General features: G+C 71.3%; 21 protein-coding genes and 1 pseudogene. 9 read left to right on the top strand and 13 right to left on the bottom strand.

Going from position 1 to position 23,122, the window contains the following annotated elements; translation table 11 throughout:
- Window positions 1-325: 325 nt before the first annotated feature.
- On the bottom strand, window positions 326-1,645 hold the full coding sequence (locus ABZ464_RS03800) for a M6 family metalloprotease domain-containing protein (protein WP_359270414.1): 1,320 nt from the start codon (window positions 1,643-1,645) through the stop codon (window positions 326-328).
- 247 nt (window positions 1,646-1,892) lie between these two features.
- Between ABZ464_RS03800 and ABZ464_RS03795 the strand changes: the two genes are divergently transcribed.
- The gene (locus ABZ464_RS03795; protein ID WP_359270411.1) at window positions 1,893-2,546 is read left to right on the top strand and encodes a TetR/AcrR family transcriptional regulator; all 654 of its coding nucleotides are present in this window, start codon (window positions 1,893-1,895) and stop codon (window positions 2,544-2,546) included.
- A 99-nt stretch (window positions 2,547-2,645) separates the two neighbouring features.
- On the top strand, window positions 2,646-4,178 hold the full coding sequence (locus ABZ464_RS03790; protein WP_359270408.1) for an MFS transporter: 1,533 nt from the start codon (window positions 2,646-2,648) through the stop codon (window positions 4,176-4,178).
- A gap of 85 nt (window positions 4,179-4,263) precedes the next feature.
- Here the strand turns inward: ABZ464_RS03790 and ABZ464_RS03785 are convergent, their stop codons facing one another.
- Entirely contained in the window at window positions 4,264-4,773 is a 510-nt protein-coding gene (locus ABZ464_RS03785) for a MarR family transcriptional regulator (RefSeq protein WP_359270405.1), read from the bottom strand.
- 129 nt (window positions 4,774-4,902) lie between these two features.
- Between ABZ464_RS03785 and ABZ464_RS03780 the strand changes: the two genes are divergently transcribed.
- Entirely contained in the window at window positions 4,903-5,688 is a 786-nt protein-coding gene (locus tag ABZ464_RS03780; RefSeq protein WP_359270402.1) for a class III extradiol ring-cleavage dioxygenase, read from the top strand.
- Between the two features lie 89 nt (window positions 5,689-5,777).
- Here ABZ464_RS03780 and ABZ464_RS03775 read toward each other — a convergent pair.
- Window positions 5,778-6,293 (bottom strand): annotated as a pseudogene (locus ABZ464_RS03775) (N-acetyltransferase family protein); the annotation flags it as partial.
- A 214-nt stretch (window positions 6,294-6,507) separates the two neighbouring features.
- On the opposite strand from ABZ464_RS03775, the gene ABZ464_RS03770 reads away from it, so the two are divergent.
- Together ABZ464_RS03770 and ABZ464_RS03765 are read left to right on the top strand one after the other, a co-directional pair.
- Window positions 6,508-7,503, top strand: a complete 996-nt coding sequence (locus tag ABZ464_RS03770; RefSeq protein ID WP_359270400.1) for a sigma-70 family RNA polymerase sigma factor — start codon at window positions 6,508-6,510, stop codon at window positions 7,501-7,503.
- Window positions 7,504-7,975: 472 nt separating this feature from the next.
- The gene (locus tag ABZ464_RS03765; RefSeq protein ID WP_359270676.1) at window positions 7,976-8,740 is read left to right on the top strand and encodes a TetR family transcriptional regulator; all 765 of its coding nucleotides are present in this window, start codon (window positions 7,976-7,978) and stop codon (window positions 8,738-8,740) included.
- A 48-nt stretch (window positions 8,741-8,788) separates the two neighbouring features.
- On the opposite strand, the gene ABZ464_RS03760 is transcribed toward ABZ464_RS03765, so the two are convergent.
- Complete coding sequence (locus tag ABZ464_RS03760) at window positions 8,789-9,796, bottom strand: YafY family protein (protein WP_359270398.1); 1,008 nt, start codon at window positions 9,794-9,796, stop codon at window positions 8,789-8,791.
- Between the two features lie 180 nt (window positions 9,797-9,976).
- Here ABZ464_RS03760 and ABZ464_RS03755 point away from each other — a divergent pair, with 180 nt between their 5' ends.
- The 3 genes from ABZ464_RS03755 (at window position 9,977) to ABZ464_RS03745 (ending at window position 13,888) form a co-directional block, all read left to right on the top strand.
- On the top strand, window positions 9,977-10,738 hold the full coding sequence (locus tag ABZ464_RS03755) for a DeoR/GlpR family DNA-binding transcription regulator (protein ID WP_359270396.1): 762 nt from the start codon (window positions 9,977-9,979) through the stop codon (window positions 10,736-10,738).
- Between the two features lie 26 nt (window positions 10,739-10,764).
- Window positions 10,765-11,712, top strand: coding sequence for a 1-phosphofructokinase (gene pfkB / locus ABZ464_RS03750; protein WP_359270673.1), 948 nt, complete (start codon window positions 10,765-10,767; stop codon window positions 11,710-11,712).
- Between the two features lie 115 nt (window positions 11,713-11,827).
- Entirely contained in the window at window positions 11,828-13,888 is a 2,061-nt protein-coding gene (locus tag ABZ464_RS03745; RefSeq protein WP_359270393.1) for a fructose-specific PTS transporter subunit EIIC, read from the top strand.
- A 105-nt stretch (window positions 13,889-13,993) separates the two neighbouring features.
- Here the strand turns inward: ABZ464_RS03745 and ABZ464_RS03740 are convergent, their stop codons facing one another.
- From ABZ464_RS03740 to ABZ464_RS03725, 4 genes are all read right to left on the bottom strand, one after another.
- The gene (locus tag ABZ464_RS03740) at window positions 13,994-14,740 is read right to left on the bottom strand and encodes a DUF6227 family protein (RefSeq protein ID WP_359270392.1); all 747 of its coding nucleotides are present in this window, start codon (window positions 14,738-14,740) and stop codon (window positions 13,994-13,996) included.
- Window positions 14,741-14,942: 202 nt separating this feature from the next.
- Complete coding sequence (locus ABZ464_RS03735; protein ID WP_359270389.1) at window positions 14,943-16,169, bottom strand: Ig-like domain-containing protein; 1,227 nt, start codon at window positions 16,167-16,169, stop codon at window positions 14,943-14,945.
- Window positions 16,170-16,311: 142 nt separating this feature from the next.
- Window positions 16,312-17,337, bottom strand: a complete 1,026-nt coding sequence (locus ABZ464_RS03730; RefSeq protein WP_359270386.1) for a P1 family peptidase — start codon at window positions 17,335-17,337, stop codon at window positions 16,312-16,314.
- A 36-nt stretch (window positions 17,338-17,373) separates the two neighbouring features.
- Window positions 17,374-18,606, bottom strand: a complete 1,233-nt coding sequence (locus ABZ464_RS03725) for a low temperature requirement protein A (RefSeq protein ID WP_359270383.1) — start codon at window positions 18,604-18,606, stop codon at window positions 17,374-17,376.
- A 62-nt stretch (window positions 18,607-18,668) separates the two neighbouring features.
- On the opposite strand from ABZ464_RS03725, the gene ABZ464_RS03720 reads away from it, so the two are divergent.
- The gene (locus tag ABZ464_RS03720) at window positions 18,669-18,854 is read left to right on the top strand and encodes a hypothetical protein (protein ID WP_359270380.1); all 186 of its coding nucleotides are present in this window, start codon (window positions 18,669-18,671) and stop codon (window positions 18,852-18,854) included.
- A 52-nt stretch (window positions 18,855-18,906) separates the two neighbouring features.
- Here ABZ464_RS03720 and mscL read toward each other — a convergent pair whose 3' ends face one another.
- The 5 genes from mscL to ABZ464_RS03695 form a co-directional block, all read right to left on the bottom strand.
- Window positions 18,907-19,386, bottom strand: coding sequence for a large conductance mechanosensitive channel protein MscL (gene mscL, locus ABZ464_RS03715; protein WP_359270377.1), 480 nt, complete (start codon window positions 19,384-19,386; stop codon window positions 18,907-18,909).
- 138 nt (window positions 19,387-19,524) lie between these two features.
- Window positions 19,525-20,058: an RcpC/CpaB family pilus assembly protein gene (locus ABZ464_RS03710; RefSeq protein WP_359270374.1), complete on the bottom strand. Its 534-nt coding sequence runs from the start codon at window positions 20,056-20,058 to the stop codon at window positions 19,525-19,527.
- Between the two features lie 211 nt (window positions 20,059-20,269).
- On the bottom strand, window positions 20,270-21,103 hold the full coding sequence (locus ABZ464_RS03705; protein WP_359270371.1) for an S-methyl-5'-thioadenosine phosphorylase: 834 nt from the start codon (window positions 21,101-21,103) through the stop codon (window positions 20,270-20,272).
- 98 nt (window positions 21,104-21,201) lie between these two features.
- On the bottom strand, window positions 21,202-21,528 hold the full coding sequence (locus ABZ464_RS03700; protein WP_359270368.1) for an FmdB family zinc ribbon protein: 327 nt from the start codon (window positions 21,526-21,528) through the stop codon (window positions 21,202-21,204).
- A gap of 67 nt (window positions 21,529-21,595) precedes the next feature.
- A complete protein-coding gene (locus ABZ464_RS03695) occupies window positions 21,596-22,852 on the bottom strand; it encodes an MFS transporter (RefSeq protein ID WP_359270365.1) in 1,257 nt (418 codons plus the stop codon).
- Between the last annotated feature and the right edge of the window lie 270 nt (window positions 22,853-23,122).

The following is a 23,122-nucleotide window of genomic DNA, read 5'->3' as shown; positions in this document are numbered from 1 at the left end:
CCGCCGGATGTCTCGCACCTGTCGGCCTCATGGCCCCGTCCCCGCCCGCCGGATGTCTCGCACCTGTCGGCCTCATGGCCCCGTCCCCGCCCGCCGGATGTCTCGCACCTGTCGGCCTCATGGCCCCGTCCCCGCCCGCCGGACGTCCCGCACCTGTCGGCCTCATGGCCCCGTCCCCGCCCGCCGGACGTCCCGGACCGGTCGGCGTCACGGCCTCGTCCCGCCTGCCGGACGCCCCGCACCCGCCGCCCCACGCCCCGTCCCAACCGCCCAGCGCCCCGCCCCCGGTCCTTACCTGCGCCGCGCTCACGTACCGGCGCCGCCCTCACCCCCGCGTCACCCGCACCCGGTACTCCCCCTTGAGGTCCGCGCCCGTCACCGAGATGCGGATGCCCCGTTCGGGGTCGGTGAAGGACTCGCCGGGGGCGTAGGGCGCGTCGGAGAGTTCCGCGTGGACGTTCGGGCTGCGGGTGCAGCCGCCGCTGTCCTCGGCGGAGTCGTAGACCGTCACCGGCCCCATGCCGGTGTCGACGCCCGCGTCCACCTTGTAGACCAGCACCCCCGGCCGGCACACCGTCTCGTCGTTGCCGCCTCGGGTGCGCAGCTCGACGGCGTAACCGGTGCGCCCGTCGACGGGCACGAACACCAGCTTCGGGCCCCCGGTCCGCCACAGCGGCGTCAGCCGGTACTCCGCCGACCCGCGCACCGCCGAGCAGGCGACCTGGCTCGCGTCCAGCCAGCCCAGCTTCCACTTGTGCCAGGCGAGCAGGTCGTTGTTGGCCCCCCAGTCCTCGCTCATGATGTCCCAGTGCCCGACCGCGCCCCCGCCGTCCTGGGTGTAGAGGTCGGGCAGCCCGAAGACATGCCCGTTCTCGTGCGGCAGGACGCGGTAGCCGGTGCGGCCGTAGGAGCCGGAGCCGTCGTCCTGGCGGGAGTAGACGAAGGACGCGTTGGCGACGGTCACCCCGTCGGCGACCGGCGCCTCGGTGTTCCCGGCGAACGTCACCGACAGCACGGTGTCCAGCGCGGAGGGGCCCGCGTTCGGGGTGACCAGCACGTTCAGCAGGTCGTACGAGCGGAAGTCCACGCTCGGGTCGGCGGCGGCCACGATGTCCTGGACGAGACGGCGGTAGCCGGGGTCGAAGGGCGCGCCGCGCTCTATGCCGTACGCCCGGAACGTCTTCGGCATCCGCAGCCAGTGCCGGATCGGCGTCTCGGAGCGGTAGTCGAGGCGGCCGTAGGACGCGGTGCGGAACCACTTCTCGGTCTGCGGGAAGAACTCGTGGTAGCGGTCGAGCGCGGTGCCCCGGCCCGGCGCGTCGGAGAAGTCGACCATCAGGGTGAGGGCGCGGACGGTGCCGGTGGAGCGGGCGTAGCCGCCGGGCGTCGGCAGACCCTCGGACATCTGGACGGACGAGCCGCTCCTGATCATGCAGGGGGCGAGGGTGGCGGTACGGCCCAGCGAGACCGGGCCCGCCCCGGCCCTGGTCGGCCCGAGCGCGAGGCCGGGGTCGAGGCGGCCGCTGCCGGCCGAGGTGCTGACCGCGAAGGTCAGCGCGGTCACGCAGGCGAGAGCGGCGACGCGGCGCGGGCGTATCCGACGGCGGAGGGGTTCCGGCGCGGTGCGCACGGGCTGCGGCTGCATTGCGGCGGGGGCCTTTCGCTCCGGGCAGCCACCCGGTCACCGGCTGCACCCTTTCGCTCACCCTGTGCTGCCGTGGAGGCCCTCGCGCGCTGAGAACGACCGATCGTGTGCATGTGACCCAGGTCACATGAGAAAACTTCCGGACGCGGGAAATAACCGGGGACCCCTTCCCCGTTTAGTCAGGTGTCCGAGCGAAACGGGGACAGCTTCCCCGGATCGCCCCGCTCCCAGCTTCGAGGAGTACGCCGTGCAGACCGTGACGTCGCCGCAGCCCGCCGTGCGCAAGGCGCCCCGGCCCCGGGCCGATGCCCTGCGCAACCGGGAGCGCATCGTCACCGCCGCCCGCGAGATGTTCACCGAGCTCGGCCCGGATGTGCCGCTCGACGACATCGCCCGCCGGGCCGGCGTCGGCAACGCCACGGTGTACCGCAACTTCCCCGACCGCGACGCCCTGGTCCGCGAGGTCGTCTGCTCCGTCCTGGACCGCACGGTTCTGGCCGGCCAGGCCGCCCTCGCCGAGACCGGGGACGCCTTCGCGGCACTGGAGCGCTTCGTGCACGCCTCCGCCGACGAGCGGGTCAGCGCACTGTGCCCGATGGTCTCCAGCACCTTCGACCAGCACCACCCCGACCTGGAAGCCGCCCGACTGCGCGTCGAGCGGATCATCGAGGAGGTCATGGACCGCGCCAAGGCGGCCGGGCAGCTACGGCACGACGTCGGCGTCGGTGACGTCATGGTCGCCGTCGCCCAGCTCAGCCGCCCCCCGGCCGGCACCGGATGCAGTTACAGCGACCGGTTCGTCCACCGCCACCTCCAACTGCTCCTGGACGGACTGCGGGCCCCGGCCCCCTCCGTCCTGCCGGGCACCGCCGTGACCATGGAGGACCTGCGCCAGGCCTGACCACCCAGAACACCTCTTAGAGCTCTTTCTCTCTCCGCTTCTCTTTCCGCGCCCTTTCACGTTCTTTTTCCGTCACGAAGTCCCGAGGTGGGTACCCCCATGTCCGAAACAGCCGTCAAGGCTCCCGGTGTCCCGGACGCCAACCGCTGGAAAGCCCTGGCCTTCATCGCCATAGCCCAGCTGATGGTCGTGCTCGACGCCACCATCGTGAACATCGCGATGCCCTCCGCCCAGCAGGATCTCGGCATCTCCGACGGCAACCGGCAGTGGATCGTCACCGCCTACGCCCTCGCCTTCGGCGGTCTGCTGCTCTTCGGCGGCCGTATCGCCGACCTGTGGGGCCGCAAGCGCGCCTTCGTCACCGGTCTCGGCGGCTTCGCCGCGGCCTCCGCGCTGGGCGGCGCCGCCACCAACGAGGCGATGATGTTCGGCGCCCGCGCGCTTCAGGGCGCCTTCGGCGCACTCCTCGCGCCCGCCGCGCTCTCCCTGCTCGCCGTCATGTTCACCGACGCCAAGGAGCGCGCCAAGGCCTTCGGCATCTACGGCGCGATCGCCGGCGGCGGTGGCGCGGTCGGTCTGATCCTCGGCGGGTTCCTCACCGAGTACCTGGACTGGCGCTGGACGTTCTTCGTCAACATCCCGTTCGCGATCGTCGCCGCGGCCGGCGCGTACTTCGTCATCCGTGAGCCCGAGGGCGGCCGTAACCGCTCCTCCCTCGACATCCCGGGCGTGATCCTGTCCACCCTGGGCCTGGTCTCCCTGGTCTACGGCTTCACCCGCGCCGAGTCCGACGGCTGGAGCGACTCCCTGACCGTCGGCATGTTCGTCGCCTCCGGCGTGCTGCTGCTCGCCTTCGTGATCGTCGAGGCGAAGGTCAAGGCCCCGCTGCTGCCGCTGCGCGTGATCACCGAGCGCAACCGCGGCGGTGTCTACCTCTCCCTCGGTCTCGCGATCATCGCGATGTTCGGCCTGTTCCTGTTCCTGACCTACTACCTGCAGGTCGTCAAGGGCTACTCCCCGGTCAAGACCGGCTTCGCGTTCCTGCCGATGATCGCGGGCATGATCACCGGCTCCACCCAGATCGGCACCCGCCTGATGACCCGGGTCGCACCGCGCCTGCTGATGGGCCCCGGCTTCCTGGTCGCCGCGCTCGGCATGCTGCTGCTGACCCGCCTGGAGATCGGCTCCTCGTACGCGGCCGTCCTGCTGCCGGCGATGCTGCTGCTCGGCCTCGGCATGGGCACGGCGTTCATGCCGGCGATGTCCCTGGCCACGTACGGCATCGAGCCGCGCGACGCCGGTGTCGCCTCCGCGATGGTCAACACCTCGCAGCAGGTGGGCGGCGCGATCGGCACCGCCCTGCTGAACACGATCGCCGCGTCCGCGACGACGTCGTATATCAAGGACCACATCGCGGGCGCCGCCTCGAAGCCCCAGCAGCAGCTGGTCCAGCTGGAGGGCATGGTGCACGGCTACACCAGCGCCATCTGGTTCGCCGTGGGCATCCTGGTCGCCGCCGCCGCGATCGCCCTGACCCTCATCACCGCCGGCAAGCCGGAGCTGGGCCCGGCGACGGGCGAGGGCGCGACGGACGAGGAGGAGGCGCTCCAGATCCCGGTGGTCGCTCACTGACGCGCCCTCCAGGGGCGCGGGACTGTACCGATATGCGGCTCCGCCGCGTGGGCGCGACCAGCCACGGTGGCGCCGACCCGAACGACTAGCGCAGCCAGGGAAGATCGGCCCCCGCCTCATCCGGCTGAAGGCCCTCGGCGATGATCTGCATGATCTCGCCGAGGGCTTTCTGCTGCTCCGTGCTGAGCCGGTCGAACACCGCGTTGCGCACGGCGATGACATGCCCCGGCGCCGCCCGCCGCAGCACGTCCACCCCCTCCTCCGTCAGCACCGCGAACTGCCCGCGCTTGTCGGAGGCGCAGTCCTCACGCCGCACCCAGCCGCTCTTCTCCAGCCGGGCGATGGCGTGCGAGAGCCGTGAGCGGGTGATCTTCGCGTGCATGGCGAGTTCGGTCATCCGCAGCCGGAGCTGGGGCGACTCGGCGAGTTTGACCAGAAGGCCGTAGTAGATGTGGGGCATCCCCGCGTCCCGCTGGAGCTGCCGGTCCATGTGGTCCTCGAGGAGCATGCTCGCGTGGACATAGGAACGCCAGACGATCTGCTCTTCGTCGGTGAGCCATCGGGGCTCTTCAGCGGAGGTGGATGCGGTCTTCATGTGTTCCACTGTAAGCGTACGCTCCTTGAAATTTAAACCAATCAGGAATATGCTGTTGGATGTTGACGTTTTAGATTTCAAGCAACGGTTCCGGAGGGAGCCGCCCGGGAACCGGAGGGAGTCGCCGCCATGTCCGCCGCCACTCAGGAACGCATGCCCGCCCTGTACCTCAGTCATGGCGCGCCGCCGCTCGCGGACGATCCGATCTGGCCGGGCGAACTCGCCGCCTGGTCCGCCGGCCTTCCCCGCCCCAAGGCGATCCTGATGATCTCCGCACACTGGGAAGAGGCCCCCCTCGCCCTCGGTGCCGTCGACCCGGTGCCCCTCGTCTACGACTTCTGGGGCTTCCCCGAGCATTACTACCAGGTGAAGTACGACGCACCCGGCGCGCCGGAGCTCGCCGAGAGCGTGCGCAAGCTGCTGCGAGCCCCCGGGATCCCCGTCCAGGACATCCCCGACCGCGGCCTCGACCACGGCGCGTACGTCCCGCTCGTCGAGATGTTCCCGGCCGCCGACATCCCCGTGCTCCAGGTGTCGATGCCGACCCTGGACCCCGTCAGGCTCATGGAGATCGGCCGCAAACTCGCCCCCCTGCGCGACGAGGGCGTCCTGATCGTCGGTTCCGGCTTCTTCACCCACAACCTCGCCGCCCTGCGGCAGGGCGGCATCCCCTCCTGGTCGGTGGAGTTCGACGACTGGGGCCGGCGCGCCATGGAGGCCCGCGACTGGGACTCCCTGCTCGACTTCCTCCACAAGGCCCCGGCCGGCCGCTACGCCCACCCCCGCACCGAGCACTTCGCCCCGCTCTTCGTGGCCATGGGCGCCGCCGAGGTCTCCGGCGAGCTGGACGCGCAGAGGTCGGTGATCGACGGGTTCTGGATGGGGCTGGCGAAGCGGTCGGTGCAGTTCGGCTAGTTCGGCTGGTTCGGCTGGTTCGGCTGGTTCGGCTGGTTCGGCTGGTTCGGCTGGTTCGGCTGGTTCGGCCAGGGCGGCTGGGAGCCCTGGAGTTCCTTCTCGTACCAGGCCACGTCCCAGTAGCGGCCGAACTTGCGGCCCACCTCCCGGTAGGTGCCGACGTACCGGAAACCGAAGCGTTCGTGCAGCCGCGCGGACGCTTCGTTCGGCTGCGCGATCCCCGCGTACGCCCGGTGCAGATCCTCCCCGGCGAGCGCCTCGAAGAGCGCCTTGTACAGCAGGGTGCCGACGCCGCGGCGCCCGGCGTGCGGGGCCACGTAGACGGTCGCCTCCACCGAGGTCACGTAGGCGGCCTTCGGCCTGTAAGGGCTGGATGTGGCGTACCCGAGAATCTCCTGTGAGTCCGCGTCCACGGCAACCTTCAGCCGGTACGGGCCGTCTTCAGGGTGGGAGAGCAGCCAAGGGCGGCGCTCTTCCGGAGTGAAGACCGCGGTATCGAATGTGATGGCCGTCTCACGAACGTAGTGGTTGTAGAGGTCGGTGAGGGCTGCGAGGTCCCCCTCGACTCCCGGCCTGACCTGCACCTCCGCGTGCTCGGACGCCATCGCTTCTCCCCGTGTGGCCCGCCAATGGCCGGACAGGGTACTGCATGATCAGAAAATCCGGGGTGCGCGTTGGGAATTCTGTCCTGATTCCAGTCGTTGTTTCCATCGGATGCAGGGCACACGAGCAGAGTCCCGAAGCGAGTCCCGGGACCACTGACCGAGTGCCCGGTGTCCAAGGACCACCCGCTGACCCCACCATCGCAAGGGAGCACGCATGGCAACCCGTGCCGTCGCCCGTCGTCAGTCCGCCAGTGGCCGGACCGGCGCGGCAAGCAGTGTTCGCGCCCATGGCGGCGAGATCGCCGACCGCGACCTGGTCGGCATGTATCTCGACGAGATCGCGCGCACACCGCTGCTCGACGCCGCCAAGGAAGTCGAGCTGTCCCAGATCATCGAGGCGGGTGTGTTCGCGCAACAGGTCCTCGACGGGTACGAGGAGTCCCGGGCGGAAGCCACCCGTGCGGAACTGGAGGCCCTGGTCGCCGAGAGCGAGCGCGCCAAGGACGTCTTCATCCGCTCCAACCTCCGCCTGGTCGTCGCCGTCGCCCGCCGCTACCCGCGCAGCGGTCTGCCCCTTCTCGACCTGATCCAGGAGGGCAACGCCGGCCTGGTCCGCGCGGTCGAGAAGTTCGACTACCGCAAGGGCTTCAAGTTCTCGACGTACGCCACCTGGTGGATCCGCCAGGCCATCACCCGCTCGATCGCCGACCAGTCGCGCACGATCCGCCTGCCCGTCCACCTCGTGGAGGAGCTCGGCCGGATCCGCCGCGTCCAGCGCGAGTTCAACCGGGAGCACGGCCGCGACCCGGAGCCCCAGGAGATCGCCACGGAACTCGGCTCCACCCCGGAGCGCGTCACCGACGTCCTGGACTGGGCCCGCGACCCGGTGTCCCTGAACATGTCGGTGGACGACGAGGGCGAGACCCAGTTCGGCGACCTCCTGGAGGACACCTCGGCGGTGTCGCCCGAGCAGTCGGTCCTCACGCTGCTGCGCAGCGAGGAACTCGACGGCCTGATCGACCGCCTCGACCCGCGCACCGCCTCCATCATCAAGATGCGGTACGGCATCGAGGACGGCCGGGAGCGCACCCTCACCGAGGTCGGCAAGGAGCACGGACTGACGCGCGAACGCATCCGCCAGATCGAGAAGCACGCCCTGCTGGAACTGAAGAAGCTGGCCCGCGACACCGGGTTCGAGGCCGCGGCCTAGAGCCCGACGGCCTCGGCCGACCCCCTCCCCGGCACACCCGGGGCACGCCGGTTCCGCCCGCGTGCGCCGGGTGGCGCAAGCCCGCGCAAACATGGCGATACAACGCCGCTTCAACGCCGAGGACGGGGGAACAAGACTTCAGGGCAAGGGAGTTCGAGAACCCGGACCCCGTCCCGCCCTCCAAGAGCCACGTCCCGACGCACCATCCCCCCGGCGCCGGGACTTTCCCCGAGCCGGGCCTCGGCGCCTTCCCCCGGGCGTCGGGGCCCGGCTCGCCCTCGTACACCCGTCCGACTGCCGTACGTCCGCCCGGCTGCCACGGCAGCCGAGGTGGGCGGGTCACCCCGTACCTGAACCACGGGGTGGCCCGCCCGGATGGCAGATTGTGCCACATGGGCATAGCCTGCCGAGTGTGAGCAGCTCCACCCCCGCCTCGGCCTCCCTGACCGAGCGGCGCAAGGCGGCGACCCGGATGGAGATCGCCAAGGCCGCGGCGGATCTCTTCGTCGCCCGCGGCCTCAGAGCCACCCGCGCCGAGGACATCGCCCAGGCAGCCGGCATCGCCCCGCGCACGTTCTACCGCTACTTCGCCACGAAGGAAGAGGCCGTCGCCCCCCTCTACGCGGCGGGCGCCCAGCGCTGGGTGGACGCGGTCCGCGAGGCCCCGCCCGACCTCCCGCTCCCCGACGCCCTGGCCCACGCCGTCCACCACACCCTCGTCCCGGGCCGGGGCGTCTCGACCGCCTCCTGGGAACGGGTCCGCACCCTGATCCGCCTGGCCGGGGCCGTCCCCGCCCTCGGGAAGGTCTGGGCAGAGGTCTGCCAGACCTCGGAGGAGTCACTGGCCCAGGTCCTCGCGACACGGCTTGCCGGGAGCGGGGGTGCCGGGAACGGGGGCGTCGGGCCCGGTGGTGCCGGGAACGGAGGCGTCGGGAGCGGTGGTGTCGGGAACGGGGGCGTCGAGAACGATGATGCCGGGCACGGCGGTGTCGAAAACGGCGGTGTCGAGAACGTCGGTGCCGGGCACGTCGGTGCCGTCGACGGTGGCTTCGCGAACTCCGGCGTCACGCCGCACCTGCGTTTCGGTGCCGCCGTCGCGAGCGCCGCGGTCCGCGTCGCCGTACAGAGCTGGGCCGCGACCGACACCCCCGCCACCGCCCCGGACGGCCCGGCAGCCCTGGCACTGCGCAATCTGCAGGCCCTGCGGGAGTTCGCCTGGGAGCCGGAGCGCACCTGACCCGGCACACGTCGCGCCCTTGGGGTGTGTTCGTGCCGGTGTGCGCCGTCACGCCGGGGGCGTATCCCCACCGGCCTGCGCCCCCGCGCCCTCCGCACCCCCCGCCCGCCCCAACCGCGCCCCCAAACCCCGTACGCACTCCACCAGTTCCCCAGGCTCCCGCACCGAGAACTCGCACCCCAGCATCGCCAGCCGCACCGCCAGCCACTCCACCGGATCACCGGTCGACCCCCGCAGCCGGCTCCCGCCCGCCCCGTCCGTCACCGGCCGGCCCATCCACGCGGGCAGCCGCGCCGCGAGGGCCTCCGGCGGTTCCTCGAACGTGACGTCGAACTCGTACTCGTGCGCCTGCCACTGCAGCGACCGCCGCAGATACTCCGCCGCGTCCCCCGTCGGCAGTTCCCGGGGCGTGAACCGCGCCCCGGTCGCGAACGGCTCGCTCACCCGGTCCACCCGGAACGTCCGCCAGTCCGCCCGGTCGACGTCGTACGCCACGAGGTACCAGCGCCGCCCCGTCGACACCAGCCGGTACGGCTCGGTCAGCCGCCGCGACTCGGTGCCGTCCTTCGCCCGGTAGGCGAACCGCAGCCGCTCGTGCCCGGCGACGGTGGACGCCATCACGGTCAGCGTCTCCGGCGCGATGCTCGCCCCGTCCCCGCTGGTCAGCGGCATCGTCGCGGCCTGGAGCGTGGCGACGCGACGGCGCAGCCGGGCGGGCAGCACCTGCTCCAGCTTGGCCAGGGCCCGTACGGACGCCTCGTCCACGCCCTCCACCGCGTGCCCGGCGCCCGCCCGCAGCCCGACCGCGATCGCCACGGCCTCCTCGTCGTCCAGCACCAGCGGCGGCATCGCCTTGCCCGCGACCAGCCGGTACCCGCCGTCCGCGCCCTTGCTGGCCTGCACCGGATACCCCAGCTCACGCAGCCGGTCGATGTCCCGCCGCACGGTGCGCCGGGACACCCCGAGCCGCTGGGACAGTTCGCCGCCGGGCCATTCACGGGGCGTCTGGAGAAGGGAGAGCAACTGCAGCAGCCGTGCCGGAGTGTCCGTGGTCATGCCCCTGAGCATGCAGCAGAAGTAGGACAGGACCCGGCCTAGTCGGTCCACTGTTGATCCAGAAGTCCGTTCATGTCCGAATCGAGCCCGAACCTGTTTACTTTCCGGAAATCCGGGCGTAGCCTCGCAGCGAAACCACAAGTTCGGGCATGAATCGGAAGCGATCGGAAGCGAGCGGACATGTACGCACCGGAGCGGCAGCAGGAGATCCTGCGGCTCGCCCGTGAGGGCGGCCGGGTGGACGTCCTGTCGCTGGCCGAGGAGTTCCAGGTCACCGCGGAGACCGTCCGCCGCGATCTGAAGGCCCTCGACCGCGCCGGCCTGGTGCGCCGGGTCCACGGCGGCGCCATACCGGTCGGACGCCTCGACTTCGAACCGGACCTCGCCGAACGCGAGGGCACCTCCACCGACGAGAAGGACCGCATCGCCAAGGCGGCCCTGACGGAACTGCCCTCCGAGGGCACGATGATCCTCGACGCCGGTACGACGGTCGCCCGCCTCGCGGCCGCGCTCCCGCTGGAGGCCGAGCTCACCGTCGTCACCCACAGCCTGCCCATCGCGGCCCGCCTCGCGGACCACCCCGGTATGCAGCTCCACCTCGTCGGGGGGCGCGTACGACACCGTACGCGCGCCGCCGTGGACGCCTGGGCGCTCCGTGCCTACGCCGAAATCCGAGCCGATGTACTTTTTGTGGCGGCCAACGGTTTCTCCGCCGAGCACGGCCTGACCACCCCCGACCTCGCCGAGGCCGCGGTCAAGCGGGCGGCCGTCGCCGCGGCGCGCCGGGTCGTCCTGCTCGCCGACTCCGCCAAGCACGGCCAGGAGCACTTCGCCCGCTTCGGCGACCTGAGCGACGTGGACCTGCTCATCACCGACAGCGGGCTGAGCGACGACGACACGGCCGCCATCGAGCGCGGCGGCACGGAAGTGGTACGAGCATGAGCGGCACCCCCACGAGCCCCGGCGGCGTGATCCTCACGGTCACCCCCAACCCCTCCCTCGACCGCACCTACGAGGTGCCCTCCCTCGACCGCGGCGAGGTCATCCGCGCCACCGGCGAGCGCATGGACCCCGGCGGCAAGGGCGTCAACGTCTCCCGCGCGGTCGCCGCCGCCGGCCGGCGCACGATCGCCGTCCTGCCCCTCGGCGGCGCGCCCGGCGCACTCGTCGCCGACCTCCTCGACGCGCAGGGCATCGAGGTCGCCCCCGTCCCGGTCGCCGGAGCCACCCGCTCCAACATCGCACTCGCCGAATCCGACGGCGTCCTCACCAAGATCAACGCGCCGGGCCCCGAGCTCTCCCCCGACGAACAGGAACTGCTCCTGGAGACCGTCCGCGAACAGTCGCGCGAAGCCGACTGGATCGCCTGCTGCGGCAGCCTGCCCCGCGGCCTCGACCCCTCCTGGTACGCCGAGGTCGTCGCCCGGGCGCACGCCGGCGGCGCATGGATCGCCCTCGACACCTCCGGGCGCGCCCTCCTCGAAGCGCTCCGCGAGCGGCCCGACGTGGTCAAGCCGAACGCCGAAGAACTCGCCGAGGCCGTCGGCCGCCCCCTCGCCACGGTGGGCGACGCCGTCAAGGCGGCCGAGGAACTGCGCGCCATGGGCGCCCGTACCGTCCTCGCCAGCCTCGGCGCCGACGGACAGCTCCTCGTGGAGGACGCGGGCACCTGGTTCGCGAGCGCCCGCGTCGACGTCGTCCGCAGCAATGTCGGCGCCGGCGACTCCTCCCTCGCCGGCTTCCTCATCGCCGGCGGGCGCGGCCCGGCGGCGCTCGCCTCCGCCGTCGCCCACGGCGCGGCGGCCGTACAGCTGCCCGGCAGCGTGATGCCGACCCCGGGCGACCTCGACCCGTCGGCGGTCACCGTCACGGCCGAGGTGCCGGTGGACCGCGAACTGAAGGAGCCGGCGTCATGACGACCCTCCTGTTACTCGCCGCCCACCCCTCTCCCCACCCCACCCCCACTCCCGTCCCCACCCTCACCCGCGCCCACCCCACGTCCCGGGCGATACGCGTGCGAAGGAGCCCGCGATGAGCGACATGATCACCGCGGACCTGGTCGACCTCGACCTGTCCGCCGACACCAAGGAAGCCGCGGCGCGGTCCCTCGCCGCACGCATGGTGACCCAGGGCCGGGTGACCGACCTGGACGGCTTCCTCGCCGACGTGGCCGCCCGCGAGGCCCAGATGCCCACCGGCCTCGACGGCGGCATCGGCATCCCGCACTGCCGCAGCGAGCACGTCACCGAGCCGACCCTCGCCTTCGGCCGCAGCGCCACCGGCATCGACTTCGGCGCGGCCGACGGCCCCGCCGACCTGATCTTCCTGATCGCCGCCCCCGCCGGCGCCGACGACGCCCACCTCACCATCCTGTCGTCCCTCGCCCGCCAGCTGATGAACACCGAGTTCACCGACGCACTGCGGGCGGCCGGCGACCCGGCGGCCGCGGCCGCCCTGATCCGGGGCGACGAGGCACCGGCCACTCCGGCCGAGAACGCCTCCTCGGGCACTTCCGAAGACTCCGTGTCGGTGTCGGCGGCGGCCTCCGCCGACACCGACACGGCCACCACCCCCGAGCCCGCCGCGCGCCCCTTCCGGATCGTCGCCGTCACCTCCTGCCCCACCGGCATCGCCCACACCTACATGGCCGCCGAATCCCTGGAGAACGCGGGCCGCGAGGCGGGCGTCGAGGTCACCGTCGAGACCCAGGGCTCGGCCGGCTTCACCCGGCTCGACCCGGCCGTCATCGCCGCCGCCGACGGCGTGATCTTCGCCCACGACGTCCCCGTACGCGAGAAGGACCGCTTCGCCGGGAAGCCCACCGTCGACGTCGGCGTGAAGGCGGGCATCAACCGCCCCGCCGAACTGATCACCGAGGTCCGCGGCAAGGCGGAACGCGGCGAGATCACGGCCCCCGCCGCGCCCGGTACGCCGGTGCAGCGCGCGGGCGACTCCTCCGAGGGCTACGGCACCAAGCTCCGCAAGTGGCTGATGTCCGGCGTCTCGTACATGGTCCCGTTCGTCGCCGCCGGCGGTCTGCTCATCGCGCTCGGCTTCGCGATCGGCGGATACAAGATCAACAAGGCGCCGTCGGTCATGGACCACTTCGTGTGGACCCAGGGCGACAGCTGGGCCGCACTGCTCTTCCAGATCGGCGTCGTCTCCTTCGGCTTCCTGGTCCCCGTCCTCGCCGGCTACATCGCCTACGGCATGGCCGACCGCCCGGGACTCGTGCCCGGCTTCGTCGGCGGCGCGATCTCCGTCACCATCAACGCGGGCTTCCTCGGCGGCCTCGCGGCCGGTCTGATCGCCGGCGGAGTGGTGCTGTCGATCCAGAAGGTGAAGATCCCGCCGGCGGTGCGCGGCATCATGCCAGTCGTGGTGATCCCGCTGATCTCCTCGGCGATCGTCGGATTCCTGATGTTCGTCGTCATCGGCAAGCCCATCGCCTCCGCCCAGAAGGCCCTCACCGACGGCCTCAACGGCCTCACCGGCACCAACGCCGTCCTCCTCGGCGCCCTCCTCGGCCTGATGATGTGCTTCGACCTCGGCGGCCCCGTCAACAAGGTCGCCTACACCTTCGCCACCGCCGGCATCGCCGTCGCCAGCCCCAGCGACTCCGCGATGAAGATCATGGCCGCGGTCATGGCGGCCGGCATGGTCCCGCCGCTCGCGATGGCCCTGGCCACGACCGTGCGCGGCAAGCTCTTCACCGAGACCGAGCGCGAGAACGGCAAGGCCGCCTGGGTCCTCGGCGCCTCCTTCATCTCCGAGGGCGCCATCCCGTTCGCCGCGGCCGACCCGCTGCGCGTGATCCCCTCCTCGATGGTGGGCGGCGCCATCACCGGCGCCCTGTCGATGGCCTTCGGCGCCACCCTGCGCGCCCCGCACGGCGGCATCTTCGTGGTCCCGCTGATCGGCAACCCGTTCCTCTACCTGATCGCCATCGCGGTCGGCGTCTGCGTCACCACGGCCCTGGTCGTCGTCCTCAAGGGCCTGCGCAAGCCGGCCCTCGGCAGCACCCCCACCACGGCGACCCGGGGCGACGCGACCGCCACCACGGCGGAGACGAAGCAGCCGGTCGCGGCCTGACCCACAGGCCCCACGCCACCTGCACCTGCACGAGCGGCCGGCCGCAGCCCCACGAAACGGGGCGGCGACCGGCCGCTCGGCCTGTGCCGGACATCCTGCCGACGGTCAGGAGACCTGCGCCGCCCGGCGCTCCATCGCCTCCCGGGCGTCGGCCTCCGACAGATACACCTCGCACATGTGCCGCCCGTCGGGCGTCGCCGTGTGCTCCACCTCCCACAGGGAGATCTCCCGGCCGTCCCGCAACAGGAACGCGTGCTCGTACAACGAGAAGCCCAGACCGACCCGGCCCGCCCGGCAGGGCCGCCCGAAAGCCTGCGTGATCTGGTGCGCGAACGCCGACCTCAACAACTCGGCGGTCTCCGCACCGGGCCGGTCGGTGTTCTCCGCGCGACGCAGCAGCCGACGCGCATGGTCCGCCGAATCGTCCGGAACATACACATGCCGGGGCGCCGAAACCGGCTCCAACGGCGCCAGCACCGGCAGCTCGAAGTCCGGCTCGTCCGGCGGCAACGGCAACCGCGCGGTCGCCGTCCGCAGCTCCTCCTCGTCGACGTACACCTCGTGCTGCGGTTCACTGCCCGGCGCGGTGTTGTGCACCAGCTCCCACAGCGTCAGCGCACACCCGTCGGCCAGCAGCCAGGTGTGCCGATAGGTCTCACGGTGCAGACCCGCGCTGTGATGCGCGGAGTGCAGCGAGCTGTCGTGCGCCAGCGCGCAGTCGAGCCGCCGAAGGACATCGTCCGGCAGCTCGAACGAGTTCAGGGCACGACCGAGCAGTCGCGCGAGATGCTCCTCCGGAGACTCGGGCGACTCGGCTGGTTCGTACGCTGCAGTCTCGTACGGAACGCTCAAGGTTTCTCCCGGCGTTGCTGCATGTCACCTTGTGGGTGCATACCGTAGCCCCTCGGTCCGACATCATGTCCGGGAACCGAGAAACCTACGTCGGGGAAAACGCGCGGGCCGCGCGAAAAGTTCCCGCGCGGCCCCACGACCCCTCAGAAACCGCCGGTGAGAGGCCCCTTGCCCCGGAACACCGGCGTCCGCATCACCCCGGTCAGCCCGCACTCCCCGCGGTCCACTCGGCCCACGACATGTTCCACCCGTTCAGCCCGTTGTCCGGCGCCACCGTCTTGTCCGGGGAGTTCTTCACGATCACGACGTCCCCGATCAGCGAGTTGTCGTAGAACCACTTCGCCGTCGTGTCGCCCTGCGCACCCTGCACATCCGCGAGCCCCACACACCCGTGGCTCGTACCCACCCGACCGAACGGCGGGTTCCCCCTGTCGTACCAGTAGTTGCCGTGGATGAACGTCCCCGACGTCGTCAACCGCATCGCATGCGGCACATCCGGGATGTCGTACTCCCCGCCCAGACCGACCGTCTGACTGTTCATCCGCGTCTGCGTGAACTTCTCCGAGATCACCATCTGGCCGTTGTACGTCGTGTGCTGCGGGCTGCCCGAGGAGATCGGCACCTTCCGCAGGACCTGCCCGTCCCGCACGACCGTCATCATCTCCGTGTTCACGTCCACCGTGGACACCTGCGAACGCCCGATCGTGAAGCTGACCGTCTTCTTCTGCACCCCGTAGACGCCGTTCGCGCCCTCGATGCCGTCCAGGTCGATCTTCATCGTCACCTTGGAACCGGCCTTCCAGTACTCCTCCGGCCGGAAGTCGAGCCGCTGCTCCCCGAACCAGTGCCCCACCACCTGCTGCCCACTGCTCGACGTCACCGTGATGTGCGACTGCACGGCCTTCCTGTCGGTGATCACCTTGTCGAACGTGAACGACACCGGCATCCCCACACCGACCGTCGTCCCGTTGTCCGGCGTGTACGTCCCGATGAAACTGTTCGCCGAACTGACCGTGGTGAAGATCGAGTTGGCGGCGGCGACCTTGCCGCCCCCGTCCTTCGCGGTCGCCGATATCTCGTACTTCGTCCCGCGCTCCAACTGCTCCTTCGGCTTCCAGCTGCTGCCGTCGGCCGACAGGGTGCCCGCGACGGCCTGCGCCGTCCCGGCCACCGTCATCTTCACCTCGGTCAGCCGCCCGTCACTGACCTTCACCCCGGTCGTGTTGATGGACGCGCCCGTCGAGCCGTCCTTGGCCGAGATGACGATCTTCGCGGTGGACGTCTTGGACGAGGTCCCCTTACCGCCCTTGCCGTCGTCACCGCTCTTGGCGTTGGCGCTTCCCCCACAGGCGGTCAGGGTCAGTGCGCCGACCACCAGGACGGCACAGGCCCCCAGTACGCGCCGCGCTGCTATGTCCGGCGTTGTCACGGGCTGCTCCAGCTTCATGTGATGTGCGTGATCCGCTCCAGTACGTGAAAAAGGAGGGCCCCGACACCCGCCGAGGTTCCCGCCTTGGCCCAATGAAGGCGATGACGTGACAGAACCAAGACAATCGCCCGCCGCCGGCTCCTCAACCCCCGTACAACTCCGTGTACGACGGCCAGGCCCCGCCCGGCCCCTCCACCGACTCCGCGGCCCGCACGGCCCGCACGATCGCGCGCGTCACCACATCGGCGCCCGCCGCGAGGACGTCGTTCAGGGCCAGGGGATGCGCGGGGGCGAGCGGACGGGCGCCCGTGGCCAGGGTGAACACCGTGTCGCCGTCGTGCAGCAGATGCACCGGACGCACCGCGCGCGCGATCCCGTCGTGCGCCGTTCCCGCCAGCTTCTGCGCCTGCGCCTTCGTCAGCTCCGCGTCGGTGGCGACCACCGCGAGCGTCGTGTTCAACGGGGGAGGGGCGTTCCGCGCGGCACTCTCGGCGAGCCGCTGGCGCGCCGCCTCATGCACACGCGCCTCCGGATACCCCACCCTCCCCTGGAACAACTCCCCGTACAGCACCCCCGTCTCCGGATCCGTCACCGACCCCACCGCGTTGGCCACCACCAGCGCCGCCACCGTGATACCCGAGCCGAGGACGACACTGGCACTGCCCACCCCGCCCTTCATCGACCCGACCGCCGCACCCGTCCCGGCCCCCACACACCCCTCCGGCACCGGCGCACCCGCCGCACTGGCAGCGGCCGCCTCGACCGCGGCCCGCCCGAGCGCCGCGCCCGGCCGGGCCCGGAAGTCACCGCCCCGCCCCAGATCGAAGACACAAGCGGCGGGCACCACCGGCACCACATGCGCCGGATCCGGCCCCACGGGAACCCCGCGCCCCCGCTCCTCCAGCCAGGCCATCACCCCGGACGCCGCGTCGAGCCCGTAGGCGCTCCCCCCGGTCAGCACGACCGCGTCCACCCGCTGCACCACGTTGCGAGGATCGAGGGCGTCGGTCTCCTTGGTGCCGGGACCGCCGCCGCGTACATCCACAGCGGCCACGGCACCACCCTCCGGCGCGAGCACGACCGTGGTGCCCGTGAGCCAACCGTCGCCGGCCCGGGTGGCATGCCCCACCCGCACGCCCGCGACATCCGTCAGAGCGTCAACTGTCATGGCAGCCAGTCTCGCCCAGCCCACGCCCCGGTACGGCTATCCGGCCCCACCCGAAGCGCCCGAAGCGCCCGAAGCGCCCACCGTGCCCTCCCGCGCGACCGCGCGCGCCGTCAGCGTCGTCCCCGTCGCCACCGCCAGCGCCGACACCAGGCCGGCCGCGAGGACCGCCCAGTCGCCGAGGAAGGTGCAGCAGATCACCAGCAGCGCCGTACCCGGCAGCACCAACTGCTGGGCCAGGCCCACCTTGAAGTGGCGGGCGTGCAGCACCCAGACCGTCAGCAGATACAGCGCCGTGGGCAGAGTCACCGCCGCCGACGCGGCGAGCGTCGACAGATGCGCCTCGCCGACCGCCTGCTCCACCGCCACCTCCAGGCCCGCACCGATCGCCGCGGCAGAGGCGAACACGAAGTAGTGACCGTAGCCCCACACGAACGACTGCTGGTTGGAACGCAGATGTCCGTGGATGGGCACCACGAAGTAGATCCACCACGCCGCGAACACGATCAGCAGACCACCCACCGCGATCGGCAGCAGCTCGCCCAGCGCGTCGCTCTCGTCGACGGCCGACTTCACGGCGACCGTGGCCGCCGCGATCGTCTCGCCCAGCACGATGATCGTGAACAGCCCGTACCGCTCCGCGATGTGATGCGGATGCCACGTCGTCGGATGGGCCTTCTCCGCGTACACCGGCACGCACAGCTCGGCCACCGCCATCACCAGGAACAGCCAGCTCCTGCCGCCCTCCGGCAGGACCAGCAACCCCACCCAGCCCACCTGGCACAGCAGCACGCCCCCGGCGTACCTCAGGGCCATCGTCCGCTCCGGGCCTTCGGCCGACCACGCGACGCGCAGCCACTGCCAGCTCAGAGCGAACCTCATGATCGCGTAGCCCAACCAGACGGCCACGAACTCGTGGTCCTCGAACGCCCGCGAGACGCCCGCCGCCAGCACCAGCACCCCGGCGATCTGCACCAGCGTGACCACCCGGTACAGCACGTCGTCGTTGTCGTACGCCGACGCGAACCACGTGAAGTTCATCCACGCCCACCAGATGGCGAAGAACACCATCGCGTAGTTGAGGACGCCCTCCCCGGCGTGGGACTCGGCCACCGCATGCACCAACTGCATGCCCGCCTGGGCGACGGCAACCACGAAACACAGGTCGAAGAACAGCTCGAGCGGGGAGGCGACCCGGTGCGCCTCCCCGCGCCCCCGCGCGGTGAGTCTGCGCAGGGGTCTCGCGTGATCGCGAGCAGTACTGGACGTCATGGGTCACAGCACAGCAGATGGACGCCGAAAAGTCCTGGTCGGGGGAGACGTACCCTGGAGGCATGAGTACCCCCGCCGCCGCCCCCGAGCCGCGCGACCCGAAGGCCGCGCTGTTCTTCGACGACCCGCTGGACCAGCAGTCCTCGGACGACACCGACGACGGCTGGGGCGGTCGGTCGGCCTCGTCCGGCGACAGCGCGGCCGACCTCAGGCGCTTCCTGGACGAGAAGCCGCCCCACCACCTCTGAGCAGTGCCGCGCAACGTCTGAACCGCGCCGCACAGCCTTCGGAAAGCGGCGACTACCGCCCGGCGGACCCCGGACCCCGCTGGGCCACCATCACGTCGCGGATCTCCTTCAGCACCTCCAGCTCGGTCACCTCGAGGACCTCGTGCGTGCCCTCGCGCGCCTTCCTGCGGGCCTCCACCCGGGCCAGGTACTTCGCCATCGGCAGCACCATCAGGAAGTAGACCACCGCCGCGGTGATCACGAAGTTCAGCGTCGCGCCGAGGACGGTGCCCCACAGGATCGGCACACCGCTCGTGACCGTCCCGTCCGCCGCGACCTTGCACGGGTCTTCCAGGCACGAGCTGTAGCTGTCCAGGCTCTTGGTCCCGATCGCGCCGACCAGCGGGTTGATGACGCCCTTCACCACCGAGTTCACGATGTTCGTGAAGGCCGCGCCGATCACCACCGCCACGGCCAGATCGACGACGTTCCCTCGCATCAGGAAGGCCTTGAAGCCGTGCCAGATGCTCGGATCCTTCTGCTTCTCGCTCACCGCGGGAACTCTCCTTGTATGGACGCCTTGTGGCACATGTGGTGGCACAAGTTGTGGAACGAACAGCTCCGCAACCTACGTCACCCTGAGCCACGCTTGCCCCATCCGGTAGCTCCAACGAAGGACTTGACCTCTTCTTCACCACAGGGTCACCGCCAGCCGGGCCGACCCGCTCGCGCCCGCCAGGCGCGTCGCGGTGGAGCGGGACACCGACAGCACGAGCAGCGCTCCTTCGTCACCGTCACCGGTGACCGCGGACGGGTCCGCAGGCTCCGGCACCTTCGTCACGAGTGCCCGGCGCGCCACCACCCAGGCCTCCCCGTCCGCCGCCGTGGGGCCGGCGGACGGGACGGCGATGACGTCGACCCGGTCGCCGGGCCGTAGCAGCCGTACGGTCGCCGCGTCGGCGATCCGCACCGGCGCCGTCACCTTCACCTGCCCGCCCGCGGGGCGCCTGCGGGCAGGCTCGCCCGATGAGGAGTGCGCGCGGGCGGGTGTGGCGCCGTCCGGATGTCCGCGCGCCGGAGCCGGGCCATCGCTCTTCGGTCCAGCCGCCACGAGCGCGGCGGCGGTCACGGCGAGGCCCAGTGCCACGGCCCGCTGCCGGTTGCGCACGAGCCGAGGCAGCAGACACCACCCGCCCCTGACCCGTACGGGAGGGAACTGCGGCACCTCGTATGGCGGAGGGACCGGGTGGGCGGGAGAGGAAGGGGAGGAGGCGGAAGGAGAGGGGGAGAAAGGGGGGAACGGGGACAACGGGATCACCACCTGCGGCGAGGGATCGGCTAGCCAGGCCACGATGCCCGCTCACGCCGACGCCCGCCGGAACCGGTGGATCATCCACGGGTTGTGGAAAACTCCGTCACCCGAACGACGAGTTCCGCTACGGCAGCTCGAATCCCGGATCCATCCCGCCCAGCGCCTTCCCGCACGCGCAGTCCCGCTCCTCGGCCGGCGGCAGCGCGGCCACCGCGTCGAACAGAACGCCCCGCATCCGGTCCACGTTCGCCGCGAACACGGTCAGCACCTCCTCGTGCGACACGCCCTCACCGGACTCGGCACCCGCGTCCAGGTCGGTGACCAGGGTCAACGACGTGTAGCACAGCTCCAGCTCACGGGCGAGCGCCGCCTCCGGGTGACCGGTCATGCCCACCACCGACCAGCCCTGTGCCTGGTGCCACAACGACTCGGCACGCGTCGAGAACCGGGGCCCCTCGACCACGACCAGCGTTCCGCCGTCCACCGGCTCCCACTCCCGCCCGCGCGCCGCCTTCAGCGCGGCCGCCCGCCCGGCGGGGCAGTAGGGGTCGGCCAGGGACACGTGCACCACGTTGGGCACCGTTCCGTCGGGCAGCGGCAGCCCGTCGAAGTAGGTCCCCACCCGGGATTTCGTACGGTCGACCAGCTGATCGGGCACCAGCAGCGTGCCCGGCCCGTACTCGGGGCGCAGCCCGCCCACGGCGCACGGGCCCAGGATCTGGCGCGCCCCCACCGAGCGCAGCGCCCACAGATTGGCCCGGTAGTTGATGCGGTGGGGCGGCAGGTGATGCCCCCGTCCGTGCCGGGGCAGGAACGCGACCCGCCGGCCGGCGATCTCACCGAGGAAGAGGGAGTCGCTGGGCGCCCCGTAAGGGGTGTCCACCTGGATCTCGGTGACGTCGTCGAGAAACGAGTAGAAGCCCGAGCCGCCGATGACACCGATCTCTGCGTTCGCCATGACCAGCACAGTAGCCGGAATCGAACACGGTCAGCTCCCGACCGCGGAAACACCTGGGACCCTGCCGTCGTACGACGGCAGGGTCCCAGGAGGAAGCCTTACGCGGCGGACGTGCCCGCCGAGGTGCCGGAGCTCGACTTCGAGTCCGAGGAGGACGAAGACGAAGAGGACGACGAAGACGAGGAGTCCGTGGAGGACGACGACGAGGCCGCCGGCTTCGACGAGGCCGGCGAGCTGCTCGACGAGGAGCCGCGGCTGTCGTTGCGGTAGAAACCGGAGCCCTTGAAGACGATGCCGACCGCGGAGAACACCTTCTTGAGGCGGCCACCACAGTTGGGGCACTCGGTCAGGGCGTCGTCGGTGAACTTCTGCACCGCCTCGAGGCCCTCGCCGCACTCGGTGCACTGGTACTGGTAGGTCGGCACTGTCTTCCTCCTGGCACTCTCACTCAATGAGTGCTAACGACGGTCCATAGTGACGTATTCCTGAGGATCAGTCCACTGTCAGCGGCACGCGGTGACCGACGCCACGTGCCACGGTACGGCCCCGGGGGTGCGTCACCAGCCGCGATCGCAGCGCCAGCAGCGTGGTCAGGGCGAGCAGCGTGCCGCCCAGCGGCACCAGGAATCCGGCGCCTTGCCAGAAACGGTCCTCCAACTGGCCGGCGACCGTGACGGCGGCCGCCTGGCCGAGCGCGACCGCGCCCGTCAGCCAGGTGAACGCCTCGGTGCGCGCCTGGGCCGGCACCAGGCCCTCGACCAGCGTGTAGCCGGTGATCAGCGCGGGCGCGATGCACATGCCGACCAGCAGGCCCAGGCCCGCCAGCAGGAGCACCGAGTGCGCGGCCCACAGGCCGGAGGCCGTCAGCGCCAGCGCGGCGTAGCCGACGACCAGACGGTGCTGCGGGGCGGTCTTCCAGGCGATGGCGCCGCAGACCAGGCCGGAGAGCATGTTGCCGGCGGCGAACGTCCCGTACAGGACACCGTTCAGGCCGGGCTCGCCGATGGAATCGGTGAACGCGGCCAGCGAGACCTGCATGCCGCCGAAGACCGACCCGATGCCCAGGAAGGTCACGACCAGCACCCGCACGCCGGGGATGCGCAGCGCCGAGGCGTGCTCCACGCGTGCGTGCCCGGCGGTGGCGGTCTGCGGCTGGGTGCTCTTCTGCGCGGCGAACAGCAGACCGCCGACCAGGGTCAGCGAAGCCTCGGCGACCAGCCCGGCGGCCGGGTTCACGGTGGTGCAGAGGGCCGTCGCCAGCAGTGGGCCGACGACGAAGGTCAACTCGTCCGTGACGGACTCGAAGGCCGCCGCTGTGGTCATCAGCGGCGAGCCCTTCAGCTTCACGCCCCAGCGGGCCCGCACCATGGGCCCGATCTGCGGCACCGAGGCGCCCGTGGGCACGGCCGCCGCGAACAGCGCCCACAGGGGTGCGTCGGCCAGGGCGAGCGCCGTCAGCGTCAAGGCCGACAATCCGTGCACGAGGACGCCGGGGACCAGCACCGCGCGCTGTCCGTACCGGTCGGCGAGGCGCCCGCCGTACGGCGCGAACAGGGCCATCGAGACCCCGGTGACCGCGGCGGCGGCACCTGCTACGCCGTAGGAGCCGGTGGTGTGCTGCACGAGGAGCACGATGGAGATGGTGAGCATCGCGAACGGCTGGCGCGCCGCGAAGCCGGGGAGCAGGAACGTCCATGCGCCGCGCGTGCGCAGTAGATGGCTGTATCCGATGGAGACCGTGGACGCCACGGCCCGTGCCTTTCTGCCGCCTGGTAGCGCGAGCCCACTGTGCGGGCGAGGGGCGCCGAGAGCTGTCCTCTTGCGCTACTGCGGTAGATACCGGGCCCGTGAGGGAGGCGTCCCGGCCGCCATACGGTCGCGCCAGCTCTGCGTCAGGCAGAGTTGGTTCGATCAAGGTGCGCGTTCATCGTACCGGGCATGGCGTGCTCATGGCCTGTGAGAGTGAGCACTTCGAAACCTGCCCTTAACGGGTCACGGACCTGCCCGGACGCGGCGCGG

Source organism: Streptomyces sp. NPDC005820 (assembly GCF_040630255.1).
GTDB lineage: Bacteria > Actinomycetota > Actinomycetes > Streptomycetales > Streptomycetaceae > Streptomyces.
The sequence above is the reverse complement of the archived record's forward strand: the minus strand, read 5'-3'. Positions and strand labels throughout refer to the sequence as shown.

Bases quoted from the DNA above. Each gene is read 5' to 3' on its own strand.
- ABZ464_RS03800 (WP_359270414.1), bottom strand. From the start codon at position 1,645: ATGCAGCCGCAGCCCGTGCGCACCGCGCCGGAACCCCTCCGCCGTCGG.
- ABZ464_RS03790 (WP_359270408.1), top strand. From the start codon at position 2,646: ATGTCCGAAACAGCCGTCAAGGCTCCCGGTGTCCCGGACGCCAACCGC.
- ABZ464_RS03785 (WP_359270405.1), bottom strand. From the start codon at position 4,773: ATGAAGACCGCATCCACCTCCGCTGAAGAGCCCCGATGGCTCACCGAC.
- ABZ464_RS03780 (WP_359270402.1), top strand. From the start codon at position 4,903: ATGTCCGCCGCCACTCAGGAACGCATGCCCGCCCTGTACCTCAGTCAT.
- ABZ464_RS03770 (WP_359270400.1), top strand. From the start codon at position 6,508: ATGGCAACCCGTGCCGTCGCCCGTCGTCAGTCCGCCAGTGGCCGGACC.
- ABZ464_RS03765 (WP_359270676.1), top strand. From the start codon at position 7,976: ATGGAGATCGCCAAGGCCGCGGCGGATCTCTTCGTCGCCCGCGGCCTC.
- ABZ464_RS03760 (WP_359270398.1), bottom strand. From the start codon at position 9,796: ATGACCACGGACACTCCGGCACGGCTGCTGCAGTTGCTCTCCCTTCTC.
- ABZ464_RS03755 (WP_359270396.1), top strand. From the start codon at position 9,977: ATGTACGCACCGGAGCGGCAGCAGGAGATCCTGCGGCTCGCCCGTGAG.
- ABZ464_RS03745 (WP_359270393.1), top strand. From the start codon at position 11,828: ATGAGCGACATGATCACCGCGGACCTGGTCGACCTCGACCTGTCCGCC.
- ABZ464_RS03730 (WP_359270386.1), bottom strand. From the start codon at position 17,337: ATGACAGTTGACGCTCTGACGGATGTCGCGGGCGTGCGGGTGGGGCAT.
- ABZ464_RS03725 (WP_359270383.1), bottom strand. From the start codon at position 18,606: ATGACGTCCAGTACTGCTCGCGATCACGCGAGACCCCTGCGCAGACTC.
- ABZ464_RS03720 (WP_359270380.1), top strand. From the start codon at position 18,669: ATGAGTACCCCCGCCGCCGCCCCCGAGCCGCGCGACCCGAAGGCCGCG.
- ABZ464_RS03705 (WP_359270371.1), bottom strand. From the start codon at position 21,103: ATGGCGAACGCAGAGATCGGTGTCATCGGCGGCTCGGGCTTCTACTCG.